Origin of the sequence: Reyranella sp. (assembly GCF_017305915.1) — a bacterium.
Lineage (GTDB): Bacteria > Pseudomonadota > Alphaproteobacteria > Reyranellales > Reyranellaceae > Reyranella.
Map to the genome: position 1 here is coordinate 62562 of NZ_JAFKJN010000021.1, position 22125 is coordinate 84686.

Below are 22125 nucleotides of genomic sequence, written 5' to 3' on the forward strand. Positions count from 1 at the left end.
TGACACCAGTCCTCGATCGTCGGCCGGGCGTGGACAGTCCCTACGCCTGGCGATTGGCCTTCCTGTCGATGTTCTGCATCGGCCTGGGCGGCGGCGCGATCTATCTGCCGGTGGTGGCGCTGAAGGAGATCGCCGCCGAGTTCGGCGACCGCCGCGCCGTGCCGTCGATGGCCTACATGCTGGGCTTCTTCGCCATGGGCCTGGGCGGCGTGTTCATGGGTTGGCTGGCCGACCGCACCAGCCCGCGCGTGCCGCTCTTGATAGCGGGCGTCTCGATCTTCCTCGGCGGCTGGCTGGCTGCGAGCGGCGACGAGCTGCTGCTCTACGCGGGCTATGCCCTGCCGTTGGGCTTCCTTGGCAATGCCGCGACCTTCACGCCGGCGATGAACAACATCCAGGGCTGGTTCGAGAAGCGGCGCAGCACCGCCGTGTCGATCATCTCGGTGGGGCCCGCGATCTCGGGCTTCACCTGGCCGCAGGTCTATCGCTGGCTGCTGCCCGATCATGGCTGGCGCCAGTCGCTGATCATCTACGGCGTGACCGCCGGCGTGCTGCTGTTCCTCTGCGCCTTCTATGTGCGGCCCTCGCCGGTCGCGCGCGCCAAGGCTGCGCGACCCAAGGAAGACCTGTCGATCCTGCCGATGCCGTCGTCGTTCCTGATGGGCATGCTGTCGGCCGCCGCCTTCTGCTGCTGCGCCGCCATGGCGGTGCCGTTCGTGCACATGGTGGCATTCTGCGGCGATCTCGGCCTGTCGCCGGCGCGCGGCTCGGAGGCGATCTCGCTGATCCTGCTGAGCGCGGTCGCCGCGACCTTCGCCATGGGCCGGCTCAGCGACCACATCGGGCCGCTCAAGGTCAGCCTGCTGTGCTCGGCGGTGCAGGTCGTGTCGTTGACCGGTTACGTCTTCGTGCAGGGGCTCGCCGGCATCTACATCCTCGCGATGATCCACGGCATTCCCTACATCGCGATCGTGCAGGGCTATGCGCTGATCCTGCGCCGGCTCTACGGATCGAACATCGCCGGCTGGCGGCTGGGCGTGGTGATGCTGTTCGCCATGGCCGGCATGGCGGCGGGCGGCTGGATCGGCGGCGCCGTCTTCGACGCGACGTTGAGCTACCGCCCGGCCTTCCAGCTCGCATTAGCCTTCGACCTCCTGAATTTCATGCTGCTCGGACTTCTCTTTGTCGGCCGGCGGCGGACAATGGCGGGCCTCACGGTATAGGATCGGGTCATGGCCGACGAACATGACCATGACCACGACAACCATCTCTCCGAGACCGTGCTACGGGTGAAGGCCCTCGAATCGCTGCTGGTGGAGAAGGGGCTTGTCGATCCGGCGGCGCTCGACGCGATGGTCGACGTCTACGAGAACAAGATCGGCCCGCGCAACGGCGCCAAGGTCGTCGCCAAGGCGTGGACCGATCCCGCCTACAAGGCGCGGCTGATGGCGGACGCCACCGCCGCGATCGCCGAGCTGGGCTATTCCGGCGCGCAGGGCGAGCACATGGTGGTCGTGGAGAACACGCCGACCGTCCATAACCTCGTCGTCTGCACGCTCTGCTCCTGCTACCCGTGGCCGGTCCTCGGCCTGCCGCCGGTCTGGTACAAGTCCTCGGCCTATCGCTCGCGCGCCGTGATCGATCCGCGCGGCGTCCTGAAGGACTTCGGCCTCACCGTGCCGGACGACGTCGCCGTGCGCGTCTGGGATTCGACCGCAGAGATCCGTTACCTCGTCCTGCCCGAGCGGCCGGCCGGTACCGAGGGCCTCGGCGCCGAGGCGCTGGAGGCCCTGGTCACGCGCGACACCATGATCGGCACTGCCAAGGTGATGCCATGAACGGCGTGCACGACATGGGCGGCATGCACGGCTTCGGTCCGGTCGAGCCCGAGGCCAACGAGCCCGTCTTCCACGCGCCCTGGGAAGGTCGAGTCCTGGCGCTGCGCCGCGCGTTGGGAGCGTGGCGCAAGTGGAACATCGATGCCGGCCGCCACAGCATCGAGACTCTGCCGCCGGCCGACTACCTGCGCCTGAGCTACTACGAGAAGTGGCTGGCCTCGGCGATCAAGCTGGCGCTCGGTGCCGGCCTGATCACGCAGCGCGAGCTCGAGACCGGTAAGCGCGACCCGTCGGTGCCGGTGGCGACGCCGCCGCTCACCGCCGACAAGGTGCTGCCGGCGATCCTGAAGGGCGGCCCGACGCATCGCGAGACCGCCGCGACGCCGCGCTTCGCGGCGGGCCAGGCGGTGCGCGCCCGCGAGATCAATCCGACCGGCCACACGCGGCTGCCGCGCTACGTGCGAGGCCGGCGGGGCATGATCGAGCGCGACCACGGCGCGCACGTCTTTCCCGATTCCAATGCCAGGTTCCTGGGCGAGAATCCGCAGTATCTGTACACCGTGCGCTTCTCGGCGCGCGAGCTGTGGGGCGAGGCGGCCAATCCGGGCGACGCCGTCTATCTCGATCTGTGGGAGGACTATCTCGATGTCGCGTGACGAGCTCTGGAAGATGACCGCCGGCGAGGCTGTCGCGCGACTGAAGAAGAAGGAGATCAGCCCTCTCGACCTCGTCGAGGCCTCCGCCAAGCGCATGGCAGAGGTCGAGCCTGCGGTGAACGCCATGCCGACGCTCTGCCTCGACCGCGCGCGCGACCACGCGAAACGCATCATGGCGGGCGGCGCAGCTTGCGAAGCTTCCGGCGAAGCAGGCTGGCTCGCGGGCCTGCCCGTCTCGATCAAGGACCTCACCGACGTCGCGGGCGTACGCACCACCTACGGCTCGCCGATCTTCGCCAACCACGTGCCGGCCAAGTCGCATCCGCTGGTCGAGCGCATCGAGCGCAAGGGCGGCATCGTGATGGGCAAGTCCAACACGCCCGAGTTCGGCGCCGGCGGCAGCACCTTCAACGAGGTGTTCGGCCGCACGCGCAATCCCTGGAACACCTCGCTGACCTGCGGCGGCTCGACCGGCGGCGGCTCGGTGTCGGTGGCGACCGGCGAGGTCTGGCTGGCGCACGGCTCGGACCATGGCGGCTCGCTGCGCCGGCCGGGCACCTACTGCTCGACCGTCGGCATCCGCCCGTCGCCCGGCCGCGTGACGCGCGGCACCTCGAACAATCTCTGGTCGCCGCAGTCCGTCCAGGGGCCGATGGCGCGCAACGTCCCCGACCTGGCGCTGTTCCTCGACACCATGTCGGGCCTCTGCCTGCAGGACCCGATGACCTTCGATGCGCCGGCCATGTCGTTCAGCGCCGCCGTCGCCGATCCGGTGGCGCCCAAGCGCGTCGCCTGGACGGCCGACTTCGGCGGCCGCTTCGAGCTCGATGCCGACATCCGCGAGATCTGCACCAAGGCGGCGCGCCGATTCGAGGATCTGGGCTGCATCGTCGAGGAGGAGTCGCCCGACTTCGGTCCGGTCGACGAAGTGTTCATGGCGCTGCGCAGCCAGCAGTTCGTGGTCGACCGCGAGCTGCAGCTCAAGGACCAGCGCGACAAGATCAAGCCCGACATCATCTGGAACACCGAGCTCGGCCTGAAGCAGACCACCAGCCAGCTCGCCTGGGCCGAGCGCGAGCGCGCCGCCCTGTTCCGGCGCATGGTCGAGTTCTTCCAGAAGTACGACCTGCTGGTGACGCCGAGTGCGCCGACCGCGGCGTTCGACGTCAACCTGCGGGCGCCCCCGACGATCAACGGCAAGAAGCTCGACAACTACATGTCGGGTTCGACGCTCAACTCGGGCATCACCGTGACCGGCAGCCCGGCGCTGGCCATCCCCTGCGGCTTCGACCAGTGGGGCCGCCCGACCGGCCTACAACTCGTCGGCAAGCCGCGCGGCGAAGCGGCGCTCCTGCAGGCCGCATCGCTGTTCGAAAGGATGCTCGGCCTCTCCAAGCTCCTGCCCATCGACCCAAAGCCCGGGACCGTGCCACCATCGGCATAAGGACCACCTCATCCTGAGGAGGTCGCGCAGCGGCCGTCTCGAAGGATGGGCAACAGGCAAGGTGCGGGTTCCCACCCTTCGAGACGCGTCGCTTCGCGCCGCTCCTCAGGGTGAGGCTTGCGCAATGGGGAGGAGATAGAGCGTGAAGGCGTCACTTTTCTATCTGCCGAGCATCGCCAGCCGGGCGGAGATCGAGCAGGGCATGGCGGGCATGAACCCGCACTTCTACCAGCGCATGCTGGGCGAGCTGACGGAGCAGATAAAGCTCGGCGACGCGCTCGGCTACGACTCGGTCTCCTTCACCGAACACCACTTCCACATCGAGGGCTTCGAGCTCTCCAACAACCCGGTGCTGCTCGACCTCTACTTCGCGATGCAGACCAAGCGCATCCGCGTCGGCCAGCTCGGCATCGTGCTGCCAGCGTCGAACCCTATCCGCGTCGCCGAAGACATCGCCATGCTCGACCACATGACCGGCGGCCGCGCCAATGCCGGCTTTGCCCGCGGCTATCAGCGCCGTTGGGTCGATGTCATGGCGCAGCAGACCCATGGCATCCACGGCGCGCTGCCCAACCAGCACGACGAGATCGACAACGCCAACCGGCTCGCCTTCGAGGAGAACTTCCGCATCGTCAAGAAGTGCTGGACCGAGGAGATGCTGACCTTCGACGGCAAGTTCTGGAAGGTGCCGGCCGGCCCGACGCCATGGACGCTCGACACCACCGCCAAGTGGGGCAGGGGCGTCGAGAACGGCATCCTCACTTCAGTCGGCGTGGTGCCGAAGCCGCTGCAGAAGCCGCATCCGCCGCTGTTCCAGCCCTTCGCCAGCTCCGAGAACACGGTGCGCTTCTGTGCCCAGGAAGGAATCACGCCGATCCTGCCGCCGATGCTCCCGGTCTACGAGGAGAAGCTCTACAGCGTCTATGCAGAGGTGTCGGGCAAGCCCAAGGGGCAGGGCGTCGGCGTGCTGCGCGATGTCATCATCGCTGAATCGGACGCTGAGGCGATGGCGCTGTGGCGCGATTCCGGCCAGTTCTCCGGCCGCGCCTGGTTCGAGCCATTCGGCTTCCGGCGCGGCATGATGGACCCGCAGACCGGCAAGTTTCCCACGCCCGAGGAGGTGATCGCCCTGGGCTACGCCTACGTCGGCACCGTCGATACCGTGCTGAAGGCGATGGAAACCCAGCAAAAGCGGCAGCCGGTCGATTGGGTGTTCTGCTACACTTACAACAGCCTGGTGCCGCATCCCGTGCTGATGAAGTCGATCGAGGCGTTCTGGACCAAGGTGATGCCGCGCTTCCGCTAGAGACCGGAGGTCGATCATGGGCCTGTTGAGCGACGAGGAACTCGAGCAGCTCGTTCCCGCACACGAGGTCGACAGCGGCACGCCCATTCCGACCCGACTGGTCTCGAGCGACGAGTACCTGCCGATCCCGCAGACCGCGCGGCAGAAGCAGGTCGAGGCGCGCATGAACGCGCTCGGCGACGAGTACGGCCGGTGCAACGGCCTGTCGCGCCGCCGCTTCTTCCAGACTGCCGCCGGAATGACCGCGGCCTTCGCGGCGATGAACGAGGTCTACGGCCCGCTGTTCGGCGTCTCGCAAGCCGAGGCCAAGAGCGTCGATCTTGCGCAAGCGCGCGCCGATGGTCTCAAGGACCAGTTCATCATGGACGTGCACACGCACTTCCTGCGCGACGACACGCGGCTGGCGGGCTTCGCGCGCATGCGCGAGACGGTCGGCAAGGCCGGCTGGAATCCCGAGCTGGTCGGCAAGCCGCAGACCGTCGACGACCTCAAGTACCCGAACTGGTTCAAGGAGATCTATCTCGATAGCGACACCAAGGTCGCGCTGATCAGCGGTGCGCCGTCGGAGGACACACGCGACTGGTTCCTGACCAACGACATGAAGCTCGACGCCCGCACCCGCGTGAACAACGCCGCCGGCTCGCGCCGCTGCCTCAGCCACGCGATCTTCACGCCCGGCTATGACGGTTGGATGGACGAGGTCGACCGCGCCATCGCCACGCTGAAGCCCGATTCCTGGAAGGGCTACACGGTCGGCGACAACACCAACAAGGAGCTGTCGAAGCATCCGTGGCGCATGGACGACGAGAAGCTGGTCTACCCCTTCTACGAGAAGATCGTGAAGGCAGGCTACGACATCGTCTGCGTCCACAAGGGCCTCTATCCGCCCTCGGTCGAGCAGCGCTTCCCGCATCTCACGCCCTACGCCAACGTCGACGACGTCGGCAAGGCCGCGAAGGACTGGCCGCAGATCCGCTTCGTGATCTACCACTCGGCCTATCGCTGGGTCGGCGGCAAGCCCGAGGATGCCTGGGCCGAGTTCGAGCGCACCGGCCGCATCGCCTGGACCAGCGATCTCGCCGACATCCCGGCCAAGTACGGCGTCAGCAACGTCTACGGCGATCTCGGCCAGCTGTTCGCCATGACCGCGGTAGTCGAGCCGCGACTCTGTGCGGCGCTGATGGGCACCTTGATCAAGGGCCTCGGCACCGACCACGTCGTGTGGGGCACCGACGCACTGTGGACCGGCGCGCCGCAATGGCAGATCGAGGGTCTGCGCCGGCTCGAGATCCCCGAGGAGATGCGAAAGAAGTACGGCTATGCCGAGCTCGGCCCGGCCGACGGGCCGGTGAAGCAGGCGATCTTCGGCGGCAACTCGGCGAAGATGTACCGCTACGACGTGAAGAAGGCGGCGTGGCGCGACGACCGCTTCGCTGCCATCAAGTCGCAATACGAGCGGTCGGGCCGCGATCCGTCGAACCTGCGCTACAGCTACGTGCTTCCCGGCTGACGGTGGCCCAATTGACGGCGGCCCAGTTGACGGCGGCTTGTACGCCCATGCCGGGTCAGGCATGGTGACGCGAGGGGGAGCGGACGATGGCCAGACGTACGGTATACGGCACGCCGGAAGAGAAGCAGGCGAAGGAAGAGCTGGCCGCCCTGATGCGCAAGGTGATCAAGCAGCAGGGCCTCAGCCAGTACGCCGCGGCGCGCATCATCGGCGTCGACCAGCCGAAGGTGTCGGCCATCATGAGCAACCGGCTGGTCCATTTCTCCAGCGAGCGGCTGATGCGCTTCCTGATCATGCTCGGCCACGACGTCGAGATCGTGATCACGCCCAAGCCGAAGAGCCGCAGCGGCCGCCTGCGGGTCGTGCCGGACCTCGGCTGATCGTTCGGGCGCTTCGCCCGAGGCTGTTGCGATCGGGCCGGGCGTTGTAAACCATCCGCCATGCGCCTGAAGCATCCCGACATGCGGCCGGCCGGCGCGCCGGTTCGTATCCGCTTCGACGGCGCCGAGATCGAGGCGCTGCCCGGCGAGACCGTCGCCGCCGCCCTGGCCGCCAACGACATCGTGACGGTGCGCCACACCCGCTCGGGTGCGCCGCGCGGGCCGTATTGCGGCATGGGCGCCTGCTTCGACTGTCTGGTCACGGTCAACGGCCGGCCCAGCCAGCGCGCCTGCCTGACCAAGATCGTGCCCGGCATGGAGATACTGTCGGAGCCGGTTGCGGGCGCCTCCGATAGCGCCGACGCCGTCGCGGCCGAGGAAGTGGCGTGCGACGTGCTGGTGGTCGGCGCCGGGCCGGCCGGTCTGTCCGCAGCGCGCGACCTGGCGCTGACCGGCGCCAACGTCATCGTCGCCGACGAGCGGCCGCATGCCGGCGGCCAATACTTCAAGCCGCTGGCGCCCTCGCAGGTGGCCGAGCGCCAGCGGCTCGACCGCCAGTTCCGCCAGGGCTTCGCCTTGCATGAAGCGACCCTGCGCGCGGGCGCCCACATCCTGAACGACACCACGGTATGGGCTGCCTTCTCGCCGACCGAGGTCGCCGCCCTCGTCGGCGGCCGCTCGACCCTGTTCCGGCCCAAGCGCCTGGTCCTGGCGACCGGCGCCTACGAGCAGTCGCTGCCGGTGCCCGGCTGGACCCTGCCGGGCGTGATGACCGTCGGCGCGCTGCAGACCCTGGCGCGCTCCTATCGCGTGGCGCCGGGCGGGCGCATCGTGATCGCCGGCAACGGGCCGCTCTGCCTGCAGACCGCGGCCGAGCTGATCGACGGCGGCGCCAACGTCGTGGCGGTGCTCGAATCGGCCCGCGCCCCGACCCTGTCCAGCCTGCCCGACATCCTGCGCGCCGGCTGGGCCGGGCCGCGGCTGCTGGTCCAGGGCGCGTCCCTGGTGTCACGGCTGAAGCCGCTGATCCACTGGCGCCGCCGCGTCACGCGCCTCCTGGGCGACGACCGCGTGCAGCGGGTCGAGGCGGCCGATCTCGGCATCGACGCCGACATCGTGGCGCTGGGCTACGGCTTCACCTCGTCGAGCGAGCTGGCGCGTTCGTTGGGCTGCTCCCATCGCTTCGTCGCGCGCGGCAACGGCTCGATGGAGACGGTGACCGATGCCGACGGCCGCACCAGCGTGCCGGAGGTCTTCGCGATCGGCGACGGCGCGCGCTTCGGCGGCGCGCAGGCGGCGATGGCGGCCGGATCGATCGCGGCCGCGGCGGTGGCCGGCGACCTCGGGCTCGCGGCATCGCTGCCGAACCGCGCCCGGCGTCGGCTGGCGCGCGCCGAGCGGTTCCAGACCGCGCTGTGGAACCTCTTCGAGGCGGCGCCGCAGCAGGCCGGTGCGATCGACCATGCGACGCTCGTCTGTCGCTGCGAGGAGGTGAATGCGAGCGATCTGCGGGCTTACGTGCGCGTCGGCTACAACACGCCGGCGGCGCTGAAGCGCGCGACCCGCGCCGGGATGGGCCGCTGCCAGGGCCGCTACTGCGCGCCGGTACTGGCGCGTATCTGCTCGGGCGACCCGGGCGAGTTCGACTTCTTCGCGCCCCGCCCGCCGATCAAGCCGGTGCCGATTCGCGCGCTGGCGGTCGAGCAGCCGGAGTGGCTCGGCCACACCGACTTCGTACCGCCGGACATGGCCCGGCCGCGCGACACTGGTACCCTGTCGCGCGAGACCGTCGATACCCTGGTGATCGGCGGCGGCATCGCAGGCTCGTGCGTCGCCTACTGGCTGGCGCACGAAGGCATCGACACGCTGGTCGTCGAGCGCGACGACCTGAACCTGCAGGCCTCCGGTGCCAATGCCGGCAGCCTGCATGTCCAGCTGCTGGCGTTCGACTTCGTCGATGGCGCGCCGCCGGCCGGCAACCGCGCCGCCGACACGCTGCCGCTGGGGCCGGCCTCGGTGAAGCTATGGCAGGAAATCGAGCGCGACACCGGCGACAAGCTCGAGATCATGATCACCGGCGGCCTGATGCTGGGCGAGAGCGAGCGCGACATCGCGTTCCTCAAGGGCAAGATCGCGCTGGAGAAGAGCCGCGGCATCGAGGCCGAGCTGATCGACGGCAACGAGCTGCGCCGCCTGGAGCCGGCGATCGGCGAGACGGCGATCGCCGCCGAATGGTGCCCGGGCGAGGGCAAGATCAATCCCCTGCGCGCCAGCTATGCGGTGGTCACCCGCGCCCAGGAGCTGGGCGCGCGCTTCCAGCGCGGCACCGACGTGGCCGCGATCGAGCGCGAGGGCAACGAGTGGAAGGTCACGACCAGCCGCGGCGAGATCCGTTGCCGCCGGATCGTCAATGCCGCCGGGCCGTGGGCCGCCCAGGTGGCGAAGCTGGTCGGCGTCGACATCCCGGTGCGCGGCGCGCCGCTCCAGATGATCGTGACCGAGCCGACGCCGCCGACGCTGACGCGGCTGGTCGCCTATGCCGGCCGGCATCTGACCCTGAAGCAGATGGCGTCGGGCGCCTTCATGATCGGCGGCGGCTGGACGGCAGGGCTGGACGAGAAGCACAAGCTGTCGCGGGCGCTCAGGGCCAGCATCGAGGGCAATCTCTGGATCGCGGCGCGCGCGGTGCCGGCGCTCAAGGACCTGCATGCGGTCCGCATCTGGGCCGGCATGAACGTCAACATCGACCGTGCGCCGATCCTGGGCGAGGTGCCCGGCCGGCCGGGCTTCTACAATTGCGTCAGCTCCAACGGCTTCACGCTGGCACCGGTGCTGTCAAAGCTCACCGCCGAGCTGATCGCCGGCCAGTCGACCAGTCTGCCGGTGGAGCCCTACTCGATCCGCCGGTTCGGCTGAGGTGACGCCCGCGCGCGACGTCTACGAGGCGGGCGCCCGTCTCTATGCGTACCTCGCCATGCCGGTCGCGGCGCCGGCCGGCGCTGGCCAGCCTCCGGTTTCTGGACGACAGTCGGGAACGGCCCGGGCTGAGGCACGCTATTCGCATCTGGGCCGGTCGACGATCCGGAGGTGCGGTTCATGGAGCGGTCAAACCTGTCGGCCCGCGAGCTCTACGAGGCGCTCAAGGCCAACCCGACGCGCGCCCGCTTCGGCTTCGGCCGCAAGCCGGCGCTGGTCAACGTCGACCTCCAGAACGCCTATACCCGGCCGGAGGAGTTCGGCACCGCCTACGAAACCGACCCGCGCCAGATCGCCTACGTGAATGCGCTCGCCCGGCTGTTCCGCACCCATCGCTGCCCGGTGGTCTGGACCTACGTGTCCTATCTCGAGTCGGGCGAGGATTGCGGCGTCTGGGGCACCCGGACGAACACGCCCGATTCGCTGCAGAACATCAAGGCCAACTCGCGCCGCGCCGCGATCGACGATCGTTGCGAGATCGAGCCGGGCGACATCGTGATCAACAAGCGAATGGCTTCCGCTTTCTTCGAAACAAATCTTTCGTCGCTTTTTACATTCCACCGGATCGATACAGTCGTGGTGACCGGCGGCTCGACCTCGGGTTGCGTGCGCGCGACGGCGCTCGACAGCCTGTCGCGCAGCTACCGCACCGTCGTGCCGGAGGAGTGCGTGGCCGACAAGCATGAAAGCCCGCACTACGCCAACCTCTACGATATGGCGCTGAAATACGCCGATGTCCTGCCGGTGGCCGAGGTGCTGGCCTTCATGGAGCAGTACCAGCCCGCGAACTAGCTCAACTGAAGATCGAGGGATCGATCAGCGGCTTGCCGCGCGGGCGGGCGGCCTCGGGTCGGTCGCACTTCTGGAACAGGCCGCGGCCGGCGGAGCCGCTCATCCTGGCCTCCTCCATCACCACCTCGCCGCGCGACAGGGTCATCACCGGATAGCCGGTCAGCTCGCGGCCCTCGTAGGGCGTGTAGTCGCAATTGTGGTGCAGGATGGAGTTGGTGAGGCTGACCTTGCGCTTGGGATCCCACAGCACGATGTCGGCGTCGGCGCCGACCGCGATGGTGCCCTTGCGCGGATGCAGGCCGTAGATCTTCGCCGCGTTGGTCGAGCTCAGGGCCACGAACTGCTGCAGGGTGATGCGACCCGTGTTGACGCCCTCGGAGAACAGCAGGGGCAGGCGGGTCTCGACGCCGGGCACGCCGTTGGGGATCTTGCGGAAGCTCTGGGCGGCGCCGGGCAGCTTCTTGCCGCGCGGGTCGTCGTACTTGAAGGCAGCATGGTCGGACGACAGCACATGGAAAGTGTCGGCGCTGAGGCCGGTCCAGATGTGCTCCTGGTTGTCCGCGGCCCGGGGCGGCGGCGAGCAGACGCACTTGGCGCCCTCGTCGCCCGGCTTGTCGAAGTCCTCCTCGCTCAGGAACAGGTATTGCGGGCAGGTCTCGCCGTAGACCTTGAGCCCGCGCGCCTGCGCCCGCTGGATCTCGTGCATCGCCTCCTTGGCCGAGACATGGACCAGCAGCATCGGCACGTCGAGCAGCTCGGCCAGCGAGATCGCCCGGTGCGTCGCCTCGCGCTCGACCACGAAGGGCCGCGAGGCGGCGTGGAACTTGGCCGCCGTCATGCCCTTCCATTCCAGCCGCTCGGTCAGCCAGCCGATGCAGTCGGAATTCTCGGCATGGATCATCAGCATCGCCTGCTCGCGGCGGGCGGCGGCGAGCGCGTCGAGCATCTCGCGGTCGCTGAGCTTCACGTCGTCGTAGGTCATGTAGACCTTGAACGAGGTGTAGCCGTCGGCGACCAGGGCGGGGAAATCCTGGCCCATGATCTTCTCGCTGGGGTCGCTCAGGATCACATGGAAGGCGTAGTCGATCAGGCTCTTGTTCTCGGCGCGCCGGTGATACTTGTTGACCGCATCGCGCAGGGACTGGCCCTTGTTCTGGTAGGCGAAGGGAATGATGGTGGTGGTGCCGCCGGCCGCGGCGGCCCGGCTGCCGCTCTCGAAATCGTCGCAGAACACCGAGCCGTCGGCGGTGTCCTGGTCGAAATGGACATGGGCGTCGATGCCGCCCGGGACGGCGATCAGGCCGGTCGCGTCGATCTCCTCCCTGCCCCTGTCCAGCCGCTCGCCGAGGGCCACGACCCGGCCGCCGGTGATGCCGATATCGCCCTTCACGACATCTGCGGCCGTGGCGATGGTGGTGTTGCGAATGACGAGGTCGTAGTCGGCCATGGTTCCTCCCGGGCCGGCGGCTGCAAGGCGCGTGCCGGTCCTACGATGGCTAGACCGGCAGGCCGGGCCGGTCCACACTTGGCGCAACAACCAAAGGGGGCCTCATGAAAGGGTTGCTGGTTTCGCTGATCGCGCTGGTCGCCATGGGCTCCATTGCCCAGGCGCAGACTACCCTCAAGCCGGCGATCGTCTATGCCAATGGCGGCAAGTTCGACAAATCCTTCAACGAGGGCGTCTCCAACGGCGCAAAGAAGTTCACCGACGAGATCAAGATCGCCGTCGTCGACTTCGAGCCCAGCAACGAGACCCAGTTCGAGCAGGCCTTGCGCCGCTTCGCCCAGCGCGGCAACGACCCGATCATCGCCGTGGGCTTCTCCCAGGCCGTCGCCCTGGAGAAGGTCGGCAAGGAGTTCCCCAACACCCATTTCACCATCATCGATTCGGTGGTGAAGCTGCCCAACGTACAGTCGGTGGTGTTCAAGGAGCATGAAGGCTCGTTCCTGGTCGGCGTGCTGGCGGCGCTGGCCTCCAAGAGCGGCAAGATCGGCTTCGTCGGCGGCATGGACATCCCGCTGATCCGCCGCTTCCAGTGCGGCTACGAGCAGGGCGTGAAGTACGCCAACCCCTCGGCCGAGGTGATCGCCAACATGACCGGCACCACGCCCGCCGCCTGGAACGATCCTGGCCGTGGCGCCGAGCTTGCCAAGGGGCAATTCGACCGCGGCGTCGACGTGGTCTATGCCGCCGCCGGCAACACCGGCACCGGCGTGCTGCAGGCCGCCAAGGATCGTGGCAAGCTCGCGATCGGCGTCGATTCCAACCAGAACTACTTGCATCCCGGCACGATGCTGACCTCGATGATCAAGCGGGTCGATGTCGCCGCCTACAACAGCTTCAAGGCGATGCAGGGCGGCTCCTGGCGCGGCGACGTCTCGGTGCTGGGCCTCAAGGAAGGCGGCGTCGACTGGGCGTACGACCAGTACAACGAGAAGCTGGTCCCGCCCGAGATGAAGGCCAAGGTCGAGGCGGCCAAGGCCGATATCATCGCCGGCAAGATCACCGTCCACGACTACATGAGCAACAACGCCTGCAAGTGACCGCGGCGATCGCGCTCGAGGGCATCGACAAGTCGTTCGGCAGCGTCCACGCCGTGCGCGGCGTGTCGCTGGCGATCGAGAAGGGCGCCATCACCGGCATCATCGGCGAGAACGGCGCCGGCAAGTCGACGCTGATGAGCATCCTCTACGGGCTCTATCACGCCGATGCCGGGACGATCCGCGTCGACGGCCAGCCGGTGCGCATGGACAGCCCGCATGCCGCGATCGCCCATGGCATCGGCATGGTGCACCAGCACTTCATGCTGATCGACGGCTTCACCGTGCTGGAGAACGTGGTGCTGGGCGCCGAGGGCGGGCCATTGCTGGCTGGGGGCCTGGCGGCGGCGCGGGCCGAGCTCGAGCGGCTCGAGCGCGACTACGGCCTCGCCGTCGATCCCGATGCGCGGGTGGCCGACCTGTCGGTCGGCGAGCAGCAGCGGGTCGAGATCCTGAAGGTGCTGTTCCGCGGCGCCCGCATCCTGATCCTCGACGAGCCGTCGGCCGTGCTGACGCCGCAGGAGACCGACCGGCTTTTCCGCATCCTCGCCACGCTCAAGGCGCGCGGCGTCACCATCGTGCTGATCACCCACAAGCTGCGCGAGATCATGGCGGCGACCGACCGCGTCTACGTCATGCGCCAGGGCCGGATGGTGGCCGAGCGTGCGACGCCTGACACCGACGCCGAGGAGCTGGCCGAGCTGATGGTCGGCCGCAAGGTCCGTCTGCAGCTCGAAAAGGCGCCGCCGCGGCGCGGCGAGGTGCGGCTCGAGGCCGGGCATCTCGGCCTGGTCGACGCGCGCGGCGTGCGCCTGCTCGACGACGTCAGCCTCGAATTGCGCGCCGGCGAGATCGTCGGCATCGCCGGCGTCTCCGGCAACGGCCAGACCGAGCTGCTGCAGGTGCTGGCCGGCATCCGCCCGCCCTCGACCGGCACGCTCACCGTCTGCGGCCGCACCATCGATGCCCGGCATCCCGGCGATCCCGCGGAGATGCGCGATCTCGGCCTCGCCCACGTGCCGGAGGACCGCCTGCGCCAGGGCATGGTCGCAGCCTTCCGCGCGTCCGAGACGGCGATCCTGGGCTATCACGAGCAGCCGCAGTTCAATCGCCGGTTCCTGCTGAGCGTGCCCGCGGTCGGCGCCCATTGTGCCCGGCTGATGGAGCGCTTCGACGTGCGGCCGCAGGTGCCCGGCCTGCGCTCGTCGAGCTTCTCCGGCGGCAACCAGCAGAAGCTGGTGCTGGCGCGCGAGATGGCGCAGGAGCCCAAGGTGCTGCTGGTCGGGCAGCCGACGCGCGGCGTCGATATCGGCGCCATCGAGTTCATCCATCGCGAGCTGGTCAGGAGCCGCGACGCCGGCTGCGCCGTGCTGGCGGTGTCGGTCGAGCTCGACGAGATCCTGTCGCTGGCCGACCGCATCCTGGTGATGTTCGCCGGCCGCATCGTCGGCGAGGTCGAGGGCGGCGCCGACGAGCGCACGCTCGGCCTGATGATGGCGGGAGCCAAGGCCGCGCCCGCCCTGAGCGGAGCCGAAGGGTGAGGAACCCGCGGCGCCCGTTGCCCGCCTGGGCCGACATCGTCCTGCTGCCGCTGATCAACATCGCGCTCGCCTTCGTGACCGTCAGCATCATCGTGCGGATCAACGGCGTCGATCCGTTCCATGCGCTCCGTCTTCTGGTCGTGGGCGCGCTCGGCTCGCCGGAATCGATCGGTTACACGCTCTACTACGCCACCAATTTCATCTTCACCGGGCTGGCGGTGGCGGTGGCGTTCCATGGCGGGCTGTTCAACATCGGCGGCGAGGGGCAGGCCTATATCGGCGGCTTGGGCTGTGGCCTGGCCATCCTCGCGCTCGACCGGTACCTGCCGGCCTGGGCGATGATCCCGATCGCCATCCTCGCCGCGGCGCTGTTCGGCGCGGCCTGGGCGGCGGTGCCGGCCTGGCTGCAGGCCTGGCGCGGCAGCCACATCGTCATCACCACCATCATGTTCAACTTCGTCGCCGCGGCGCTGATGGTCTACCTGATGGTGAACGTGCTGATCGCGCCGGGCTCGATGACGCCGCAGAGCCGCAACTTCGAGCCGTCGTCCTTCCTGCCGGCGATGCAGGGCAATGCGCTCAACCTGTCGCTCGGGCTGGCGCTCGTCTGCTGCCTTGCGGTCTGGATCTTCCTGTGGCGCACGCCGTGGGGTTATGCGCTGCGCACCATGGGGCACAATCCCGAGGCGGCGGTCTATGCCGGCACCGACCTGCGCCGCATGACCATGGTGGCGATGGGCATCAGCGGCGGGCTGGCGGGCTTCGTCGGCGTCAACGAGCTGATGGGCGTGCATCATCGCATCGTGCTCGACTTCCCGGCCGGCTACGGTTTCGCCGGCATCGCGGTTGCCCTGATGGGGCGCAACCATCCGCTCGGCATCGCGCTGGCCGCGCTGCTGTTCGGCATCCTGCAGCAGGGCGGGGCGGAGCTCGCCTTCGAGATCCCGACCATCACCCGCGAGATGGTGGTGGTGATCCAGGGCCTGGTGATCCTGTTCTCCGGCGCCCTGGTGCAGCTGCCGCGGCCGTGGCTGCAGATGCTGTTCGCGTTGCGGCGCCCCTCATGAGGCGGGCGTGATGGACGATCCGTTCGCGCTCCTGTTCCCCACCGCCGCCGCGACCTTGCGCGTGGCGACACCGTTGATCCTCGCCGCGATGGGCGGGCTGTTCTCCGAGCGCAGCGGCATCATCGATGTCGGGCTCGAGGGCAAGATGCTGATGGCGGCCTTCTTCGCCGCCGCCGTCGCCGCGGTCACCCATTCGGCGTGGTGGGGCGTCGCCGCCGCGATCGCTGCGGCCGAGGTGATGGCGCTGCTGCACGGCCTCGCCTGCATCACCTATCGCGGCAACCAGGTGGTGAGCGGTGTCGCCATCAACATCATCGCCGCCGGCCTCACCATCGTCTGGGGCAATGCCTGGTTCCAGCGCGGCGGCCAGACGCCGGCGCTCGACGCCAGGAGCGAGCGCCTGCTGCCGCTGTTCTTCCCCAACGCCGGCGACAACATCCTGGTCTATGCCGCGCTGCTCTCCGTGCCGCTGACCTGGTGGATCGTCAGCCGCACCCGCTTCGGCCTGCGGCTGCGCGCGGTCGGCGAGGTGCCGCTGGCGGTCGACACCGCCGGCATCTCGGTGCCCTGGCTGCGCTACCGCGCGGTGCTGATCTGCGGCCTGTTCACGGGGTTGGCCGGCGCCTACATCGCGATCGCCCAGAATGCCGGCTTCAGCCGCGACATGACGGCGGGGCAGGGCTTCATCGCGCTGGCGGCGGTGATCTTCGGCAAGTGGCGGCCGTTCCCGGCATTAGGCGCCTGCCTGATGTTCGGCCTGCTCGATGCCGTGGCGATCCGCCTGCAGGGGGTGCGCGTGCCGGGTGTCGGCGAAGTGCCGGTGCAGCTGATCCAGGCTTTGCCGTATCTTCTCACGGTGTTCCTGCTGGCCGGCTTCATCGGCCGCGCCGTGGCGCCCAAGGCGATCGGCCAGCCCTACGAGAAGGAGCATTGAGATGGACGACCTCGTGCGGCTCGCCCGCACCATGATGGTGCGTGCCTATGCGCCCTACTCGAAGTTCCATGTCGGCGCCGCGGTGCGCGACGAGGACGGCGGCATCCACGGCGGCTGCAATGTCGAGAACGCCGCCTACCCGCAGGGCCTTTGCGCCGAGGCGGTGGCCATCGCCGCCCTCGTCGCGGCCGGGAAACGCCGCGTCCTGGAATGCGCCGTGATCGGCCCCGGTCCCGAGGTCGTCACGCCCTGCGGCGGCTGCCGACAGAAGCTGCGCGAGTTCGCCGACGACGACCTCAGGATTCATCTCTGCGGCCCCGACGGCGTGCATCGCACCGTCACGCTCGGCACGCTGCTGCCGATGTCCTTCGGCCCGCACCATCTCGCATGAGCCCCCCTCGGATGAACCCGGTCGACGCCATCGCTGCCCGAGCGCCGGGCTTCAGACCCCGGGTCGCGGTCGTGCTCGGCACCGGCCTCGGCAGCTTCGCCGACGAGGTCGAGCCGGTGGCCGACATCCCCTATGCCGAGCTGCCGGGCTTCCCTCAGCCGACGGTGCGCGGCCATGCCGGCCAACTGCGGCTCGGCAAGGTCGGGGCGCTGCCGGTCGCCGTGCTGCGCGGCCGCACCCACTACTACGAGTTCGGCAAGGCCGACGGCATGCGGCTGCCCGTCGAGACCATGGCCGCGCTGGGCTGCGAGACGCTGGTGCTGACCAACGCCGCCGGCAGCCTGCGGATGGACATGCCGCCCGGCGCGCTGATGGGCATCGCCGACCACATCAACTTCACCGGCGTCAACCCCTTGTTCGGCCATCCCAACCGCCGCTTCGTCGACATGGTGGATGCCTACGACCCGGCGCTGCTGCAGCAGCTCGCAGCGGCGGCGAAGGCGCTCGGCATTACCCTGCACACCGGCGTGTATATCTGGTTCAACGGCCCGAGCTTCGAGACGCCGGCCGAGATCCGCGCCGCCCGCACGCTGGGCGCCGACGCCGTCGGCATGTCGACCGCGCCCGAGACCATCGTGGCCCGCCATGCCGGGATGAAAGTCGCCGGCGTCTCGGTGATGACCAACTACGCCGCCGGCATGGTGCCGGGCGGCATCGGCCACGAGCAGACGATCACCACGGCCAATTCAGCCTCGGCGGACTTGAGCCGGCTGTTGCGGCGCTTCCTCGAAGGCTACTCTTGAGCGCATGCTGCCGCAGGAGATCATCCGCAAGAAGCGCGACGGCGCCGAGCTTTCAGCCCAGGAGATCGCCTTCATCACCCGCGGCATCACCGACGGCAGCCTGAGCGAGGGCCAGGTCGCGGCCTTCGCCATGGCGGTGTTCTTCCGCAACATGACGTCGGCCGAGCTTACGGCGATGACCCTGGGCCTGGCGACATCCGGCGTCACGCTCGACTGGAACGAAACAGATCTGCCAGGACCGATCCTCGACAAGCATTCGACCGGCGGCGTCGGCGACAAGGTGAGCCTGATGCTGGCCCCGATCGTCGCCGCCTGCGGCGGCTTCGTGCCGATGATCTCCGGCCGCGGGCTGGGTCATACCGGCGGCACCCTCGACAAGCTCTCCGCCATCTCGGGCTACGACGTGCAGCCCGACATCGCGACCTTCCGCAAGGTCGTGCGCGAGGTCGGCTGCGCCATCATCGGCCAGACCAACGATCTCGCACCGGCCGACCGGCGGCTCTACGGCGTGCGCGACGTCACCGCGACCGTCGAATCGATTCCCCTGATCGTGAGCTCGATTCTGTCCAAGAAGATCGCCGCCGGCCTCGACGGGCTGGTGATGGACGTGAAGTGCGGCTCGGGCGCCTTCTGCGACACCCAGCCGATGGCCGACACCCTGGCGGCTGGCCTGGTCTACACCGCCAACCAGGCCGGGCTCTCGACCGCGGCGCTGATCACCGACATGGACCGCGTGCTGGGCCGGGAGGTCGGCAATGCGCTCGAGGTGATGGAGACGGTCGCCTATCTCAAGGGAGAGGGCGTGCGCGACCCCCGGCTGCACGAGGTGGTGATGGCGCTGGCCGGCGAGATGCTGGCCCTTGGCGATCTCGCGCCGAGCGCCGCCGCCGGCCGGGCGCGCGCCGAGGCGGCCCTCGAAGACGGCCGCGCCGCGGAGAAGTTCGCGCAGATGGTTTCCGCGTTGGGCGGGGCGAACGATTTCATGGACCAGCCGGCGCGCTATCTGGAGCGGGCGCCGGCGATCAGGCCCTGCACCGCCGAGCATCCGGGCTTCGTCGTCGGCATGAACGCGCGCGACGTCGGCATCGCCGTCGTGGCGCTGGGCGGCGGCCGCGCCCATGCCGACGATGCCATCAATCCGTCGGTCGGCCTCTCCGAGATGATCGAGATCGGCACCGCCGTGCGCCCGGGCAGCCCGCTCTGCGTGGTCCATGCGGCGAGCGAGGCGGACGCCGACGAGGCGATCGCGCGCGTGCGGCGGGCCATTCGTATCGGCAACCTGCCGCCGCCGGCCAAGCCGGCGGTGATCGATCGTGTCGTCATCGAAGAGCTGGCCGGATGAACGCCGACTATGCGCGCGACGGCTTCCTGGCGGTGCCGGACTTCCTGCCGGCGGCGGACTGCGACGCGTTGCAGGCGCGGGCGGCCGAGCTGGCCGCGGGCGTCGATCCCCGACGGACGCGCACCATCTTCTCGACGCGCGACCAGGGGCATGCGCGCGACCGCTACTTCCTCGAGTCGGGCGGCGCCGTCCGCTTCTTCTTCGAGGCGGAGGCGCCGGACCAGCTCAACAAGATCGGCCACGCGCTGCATGACCTCGATCCTGTGTTCGCGCGCGTGTCGCGCCAGCCGAAGCTCGCCGCGCTGGCGCGCGAGATCGGCCTGGCCGATCCGCTGCTGCTGCAGTCGATGTACATCTTCAAGAATCCGGGCATCGGCGGCGAGGTCGGCTGGCATCAGGATGCGACCTTCCTGCACACCACGCCCATCACCGTCACCGGCTTCTGGATCGCCTTGGACGATGCCGACCGCGAGAACGGCTGCCTGATGGCGCTGGCCGGCGCCCATCGCGGACCCCTGCGCCAGCGCTTTCGGCGCGCAGGCGAGGGGACGGCGATGGAGACCGTCGATTCGACGCCGTGGCCCACGACCCCGCCGACGCCGATCGAGGTCCGCCGCGGCACCCTGGTGGTGCTGCATGGTCTGCTGCCGCATGCCAGCAGCGCCAACCGCTCGGCGCGGCCGCGGCACGCCTATGCGCTGCATCTGATCGACCGCCGCGCCGCGTATAGTGCCGACAACTGGTTGCAACGGCCGGACTTTCCGTTGAGAGGTTTCTCGTGATCCCCAAGGCCGAGCTTCATTGCCATCTCGAGGGCTCCGTGCCGCCGGAGCTCGCGCGCGAGCTGGCGGCGCGCAACGGGCTCGACCTGCCGGCCGGCCTGTTCGGCAAGGACGGTCATTACGCCTGGACCGACTTTCTGAGCTTCCTCGACGCCTACGACCGGGTGTGCGGCGTGCTGCGCACGGCGCGCGATTTCGGCGACATCTTCTATTCCTACCTGCAGCGCACCGCCGCCGAGGGCGCGGTCTATGTCGAGATGTTCTGCTCGCCCGAGCGGCCCAAGGCGCTGGGCATTGCCTATGCCGTATGGCTGGGCGCCCTGGTCGAGGCGATCGACCGGGCGCGCCGCGACTTCGGCATCGAAGGCCGCATCATCGCGGTCTGCATCCGCCACCTCGGCCCCGACCGGGCGCTGGCGCTGGCGCAGCAGATCGTGGCCGAGCCGCATCCTTACGTGGTCGCGCTGGGCATGGGCGGCGACGAGGGAAAATTCAGCCCGGCGGACTTCGCACCGGCCTATCGCCTCGCCCACGACAAGGGCCTCGGCTGCACCGTCCATGCCGGCGAGGTGCGCGGGCCCGAGAGCGTCCGGGCGGCGATTCGCGACCTGCCGGTGAGCCGCATCGGCCATGGCGTGCGCTCGGTCGAGGATCCCGGCCTGGTCGATGAGCTGATCCGGCGAGGCATCGCGCTCGAGGTCTGCCCCGGCAGCAACCTGGCGCTCGGCCTGTACCGGAATCGCGACGCCCATCCGCTGCATCGCTTGATCGCGGCGGGCGTGCGCGTCACGCTGAATTCCGACGACCCGCCCTTTTTCCATACTACGCTCGGGACCGAGTACGACGAGGCCGGTCTCGACGCGGCAGCGTTGCGTACGATCACGCGCACGGCGATCGAGACCTCGTTCGCCGACGAGCCACTCAAGGAAAAGCTGTTGAAGGGGATGACAGCATGATCATCACACGGACGCTGGCGCTCGGCGCCATCACCATCGCGCTCGCGACGGGCGTCGCCCCATTTCAAGCATGGGCGCAGGACCCGCAGCCCAGCGACATGCTGCTGGCGACGCTGTGGACCCAGCGCGCGGTCGAATACAGGGGCAATGCAATGACGGTCTATGCGCTGGGCCGGCTGCGGCTCGACCAGGCGCTGGCCGACAGCAAGTGGACCGCGGCACCGGTCGAGCAGAAGGGCGACTTCGCTGCTCTGCCGCCGGCCATCGTGCTCGACATCGACGAGACGGTGCTCGACAACTCGCTCTACCAGGTCTGGATGATGAAGAACGGCAAGACCTTCAGCACCAAGACCTGGAACGAGTTCTGCGACGCCCAGGTGTCGCGCGCGATCCCGGGCGCGGTCGAGTTCACCAAGTACGCCGAGTCCAAGGGCGTGAAGGTGTTCTACATCACCAATCGCGGCGCCGAGGTCGAGAAGTCGACGCGCGAGAACATGGAGAAGCTCGGCTTCCCGATGGGCGGCAACGTCGACACCTTCCTGATGCAGAACGAGAAGCCGGACTGGGGCAGCGCCAAGGGCACCCGCCGCACGGTGATCGCCAAGGACTATCGCATCCTGCTGAGCTTCGGCGACAATTTCGGAGACTTCGACGACCGCTACCGCACCAGCGAGGCCGAGCGGCTGAAGGCGTTCGACGAGAGCAAGGAGCGCTGGGGCCGCGAATGGCTGGTGATCGCCAACCCGACCTACGGCTCGTTCGACACCGCGCCGTTCGGCCACGACTTCAAGAAGCCGGCCGAGGAGCAGCGCAAGGCCAAGTGGGACGTACTGGAAGGCTGGGCCGGCCCGAAATAGTGATCACTT

20 protein-coding genes are annotated in these 22125 nt (G+C 68.9%); 19 read left to right on the forward strand and 1 reads right to left on the reverse strand.

Annotation, left to right across the window (positions count from 1 at the left end; translation table 11 throughout):
* Positions 1-29: 29 nt before the first annotated feature.
* The 9 genes from J0J01_RS21090 (at position 30) to J0J01_RS21130 (ending at position 10902) form a co-directional block, all read left to right on the forward strand.
* Positions 30-1223, forward strand: coding sequence for an MFS transporter (locus tag J0J01_RS21090; RefSeq protein ID WP_296384245.1), 1194 nt, complete (start codon positions 30-32; stop codon positions 1221-1223).
* 9 nt (positions 1224-1232) lie between these two features.
* Positions 1233-1838 (forward strand): nitrile hydratase subunit alpha, encoded by a 606-nt coding sequence (gene nthA / locus J0J01_RS21095; RefSeq protein ID WP_296384246.1) that lies wholly within the window; start codon positions 1233-1235, stop codon positions 1836-1838.
* Positions 1835-2494, forward strand: coding sequence for a nitrile hydratase subunit beta (gene nthB, locus J0J01_RS21100; RefSeq protein ID WP_296384248.1), 660 nt, complete (start codon positions 1835-1837; stop codon positions 2492-2494). The genes nthA and nthB overlap by 4 nt, the downstream gene beginning before the upstream one ends.
* The gene (locus J0J01_RS21105; protein WP_296384250.1) at positions 2484-3938 is read left to right on the forward strand and encodes an amidase family protein; all 1455 of its coding nucleotides are present in this window, start codon (positions 2484-2486) and stop codon (positions 3936-3938) included. Before nthB ends, J0J01_RS21105 begins: the two co-directional genes overlap by 11 nt.
* Positions 3939-4080: 142 nt before the next feature.
* The gene (locus tag J0J01_RS21110) at positions 4081-5244 is read left to right on the forward strand and encodes an LLM class flavin-dependent oxidoreductase (protein ID WP_296384252.1); all 1164 of its coding nucleotides are present in this window, start codon (positions 4081-4083) and stop codon (positions 5242-5244) included.
* Between the two features lie 16 nt (positions 5245-5260).
* Positions 5261-6754 (forward strand): amidohydrolase family protein, encoded by a 1494-nt coding sequence (locus J0J01_RS21115; protein WP_296384254.1) that lies wholly within the window; start codon positions 5261-5263, stop codon positions 6752-6754.
* Positions 6755-6840: 86 nt separating this feature from the next.
* Positions 6841-7134 carry a helix-turn-helix transcriptional regulator gene (locus J0J01_RS21120; protein WP_296384255.1) on the forward strand — a complete coding sequence of 98 codons (294 nt, stop codon included), beginning with the start codon at positions 6841-6843 and terminating at the stop codon, positions 7132-7134.
* Between the two features lie 60 nt (positions 7135-7194).
* Complete coding sequence (locus tag J0J01_RS21125) at positions 7195-10050, forward strand: FAD-dependent oxidoreductase (protein WP_296384257.1); 2856 nt, start codon at positions 7195-7197, stop codon at positions 10048-10050.
* Positions 10051-10230: 180 nt separating this feature from the next.
* Complete coding sequence (locus J0J01_RS21130) at positions 10231-10902, forward strand: isochorismatase family protein (RefSeq protein ID WP_296384259.1); 672 nt, start codon at positions 10231-10233, stop codon at positions 10900-10902.
* Position 10903: 1 nt separating this feature from the next.
* Here the strand turns inward: J0J01_RS21130 and hydA are convergent, their stop codons facing one another.
* Positions 10904-12349, reverse strand: a complete 1446-nt coding sequence (hydA, locus tag J0J01_RS21135) for a dihydropyrimidinase (RefSeq protein WP_296384261.1) — start codon at positions 12347-12349, stop codon at positions 10904-10906.
* Between the two features lie 104 nt (positions 12350-12453).
* On the opposite strand from hydA, the gene J0J01_RS21140 reads away from it, so the two are divergent.
* From J0J01_RS21140 to J0J01_RS21185, 10 genes are read left to right on the forward strand one after another with little or no spacing between them, the layout of a single operon-like run.
* On the forward strand, positions 12454-13446 hold the full coding sequence (locus J0J01_RS21140) for a BMP family ABC transporter substrate-binding protein (protein WP_296384263.1): 993 nt from the start codon (positions 12454-12456) through the stop codon (positions 13444-13446).
* Positions 13443-14984, forward strand: coding sequence for an ABC transporter ATP-binding protein (locus J0J01_RS21145; RefSeq protein WP_296384265.1), 1542 nt, complete (start codon positions 13443-13445; stop codon positions 14982-14984). The genes J0J01_RS21140 and J0J01_RS21145 overlap by 4 nt, the downstream gene beginning before the upstream one ends.
* Entirely contained in the window at positions 14981-16051 is a 1071-nt protein-coding gene (locus tag J0J01_RS21150) for an ABC transporter permease (protein ID WP_296384267.1), read from the forward strand. Before J0J01_RS21145 ends, J0J01_RS21150 begins: the two co-directional genes overlap by 4 nt.
* 10 nt (positions 16052-16061) lie before the next feature.
* Entirely contained in the window at positions 16062-16985 is a 924-nt protein-coding gene (locus tag J0J01_RS21155) for an ABC transporter permease (RefSeq protein WP_296384269.1), read from the forward strand.
* Between the two features lies 1 nt (position 16986).
* On the forward strand, positions 16987-17376 hold the full coding sequence (locus J0J01_RS21160; protein WP_296384271.1) for a cytidine deaminase: 390 nt from the start codon (positions 16987-16989) through the stop codon (positions 17374-17376).
* Positions 17373-18179: a purine-nucleoside phosphorylase gene (locus J0J01_RS21165; protein WP_296384273.1), complete on the forward strand. Its 807-nt coding sequence runs from the start codon at positions 17373-17375 to the stop codon at positions 18177-18179. The genes J0J01_RS21160 and J0J01_RS21165 overlap by 4 nt, the downstream gene beginning before the upstream one ends.
* 4 nt (positions 18180-18183) lie before the next feature.
* The gene (gene deoA, locus J0J01_RS21170) at positions 18184-19521 is read left to right on the forward strand and encodes a thymidine phosphorylase (protein WP_296384275.1); all 1338 of its coding nucleotides are present in this window, start codon (positions 18184-18186) and stop codon (positions 19519-19521) included.
* A complete protein-coding gene (locus J0J01_RS21175; protein ID WP_296384277.1) occupies positions 19518-20303 on the forward strand; it encodes a phytanoyl-CoA dioxygenase family protein in 786 nt (261 codons plus the stop codon). Before deoA ends, J0J01_RS21175 begins: the two co-directional genes overlap by 4 nt.
* Complete coding sequence (add, locus tag J0J01_RS21180; RefSeq protein WP_296384280.1) at positions 20300-21259, forward strand: adenosine deaminase; 960 nt, start codon at positions 20300-20302, stop codon at positions 21257-21259. Before J0J01_RS21175 ends, add begins: the two co-directional genes overlap by 4 nt.
* Positions 21256-22116 (forward strand): HAD family acid phosphatase, encoded by an 861-nt coding sequence (locus J0J01_RS21185; protein WP_296384283.1) that lies wholly within the window; start codon positions 21256-21258, stop codon positions 22114-22116. Before add ends, J0J01_RS21185 begins: the two co-directional genes overlap by 4 nt.
* The last annotated feature ends 9 nt before the right edge of the window (positions 22117-22125 follow it).

Excerpts from the sequence above, each read along its gene's own strand:
- nthA (WP_296384246.1), top strand. The coding sequence starts at position 1,233 with ATGGCCGACGAACATGACCATGACCACGACAACCATCTCTCCGAGACC.
- nthB (WP_296384248.1), top strand. The coding sequence starts at position 1,835 with ATGAACGGCGTGCACGACATGGGCGGCATGCACGGCTTCGGTCCGGTC.
- J0J01_RS21105 (WP_296384250.1), top strand. The coding sequence starts at position 2,484 with ATGTCGCGTGACGAGCTCTGGAAGATGACCGCCGGCGAGGCTGTCGCG.
- J0J01_RS21115 (WP_296384254.1), top strand. The coding sequence starts at position 5,261 with ATGGGCCTGTTGAGCGACGAGGAACTCGAGCAGCTCGTTCCCGCACAC.
- J0J01_RS21120 (WP_296384255.1), top strand. The coding sequence starts at position 6,841 with ATGGCCAGACGTACGGTATACGGCACGCCGGAAGAGAAGCAGGCGAAG.
- J0J01_RS21125 (WP_296384257.1), top strand. The coding sequence starts at position 7,195 with ATGCGCCTGAAGCATCCCGACATGCGGCCGGCCGGCGCGCCGGTTCGT.
- J0J01_RS21130 (WP_296384259.1), top strand. The coding sequence starts at position 10,231 with ATGGAGCGGTCAAACCTGTCGGCCCGCGAGCTCTACGAGGCGCTCAAG.
- hydA (WP_296384261.1), bottom strand. The coding sequence starts at position 12,349 with ATGGCCGACTACGACCTCGTCATTCGCAACACCACCATCGCCACGGCC.
- J0J01_RS21140 (WP_296384263.1), top strand. The coding sequence starts at position 12,454 with ATGAAAGGGTTGCTGGTTTCGCTGATCGCGCTGGTCGCCATGGGCTCC.
- J0J01_RS21155 (WP_296384269.1), top strand. The coding sequence starts at position 16,062 with ATGGACGATCCGTTCGCGCTCCTGTTCCCCACCGCCGCCGCGACCTTG.
- J0J01_RS21160 (WP_296384271.1), top strand. The coding sequence starts at position 16,987 with ATGGACGACCTCGTGCGGCTCGCCCGCACCATGATGGTGCGTGCCTAT.
- J0J01_RS21165 (WP_296384273.1), top strand. The coding sequence starts at position 17,373 with ATGAGCCCCCCTCGGATGAACCCGGTCGACGCCATCGCTGCCCGAGCG.
- deoA (WP_296384275.1), top strand. The coding sequence starts at position 18,184 with ATGCTGCCGCAGGAGATCATCCGCAAGAAGCGCGACGGCGCCGAGCTT.
- J0J01_RS21175 (WP_296384277.1), top strand. The coding sequence starts at position 19,518 with ATGAACGCCGACTATGCGCGCGACGGCTTCCTGGCGGTGCCGGACTTC.
- J0J01_RS21185 (WP_296384283.1), top strand. The coding sequence starts at position 21,256 with ATGATCATCACACGGACGCTGGCGCTCGGCGCCATCACCATCGCGCTC.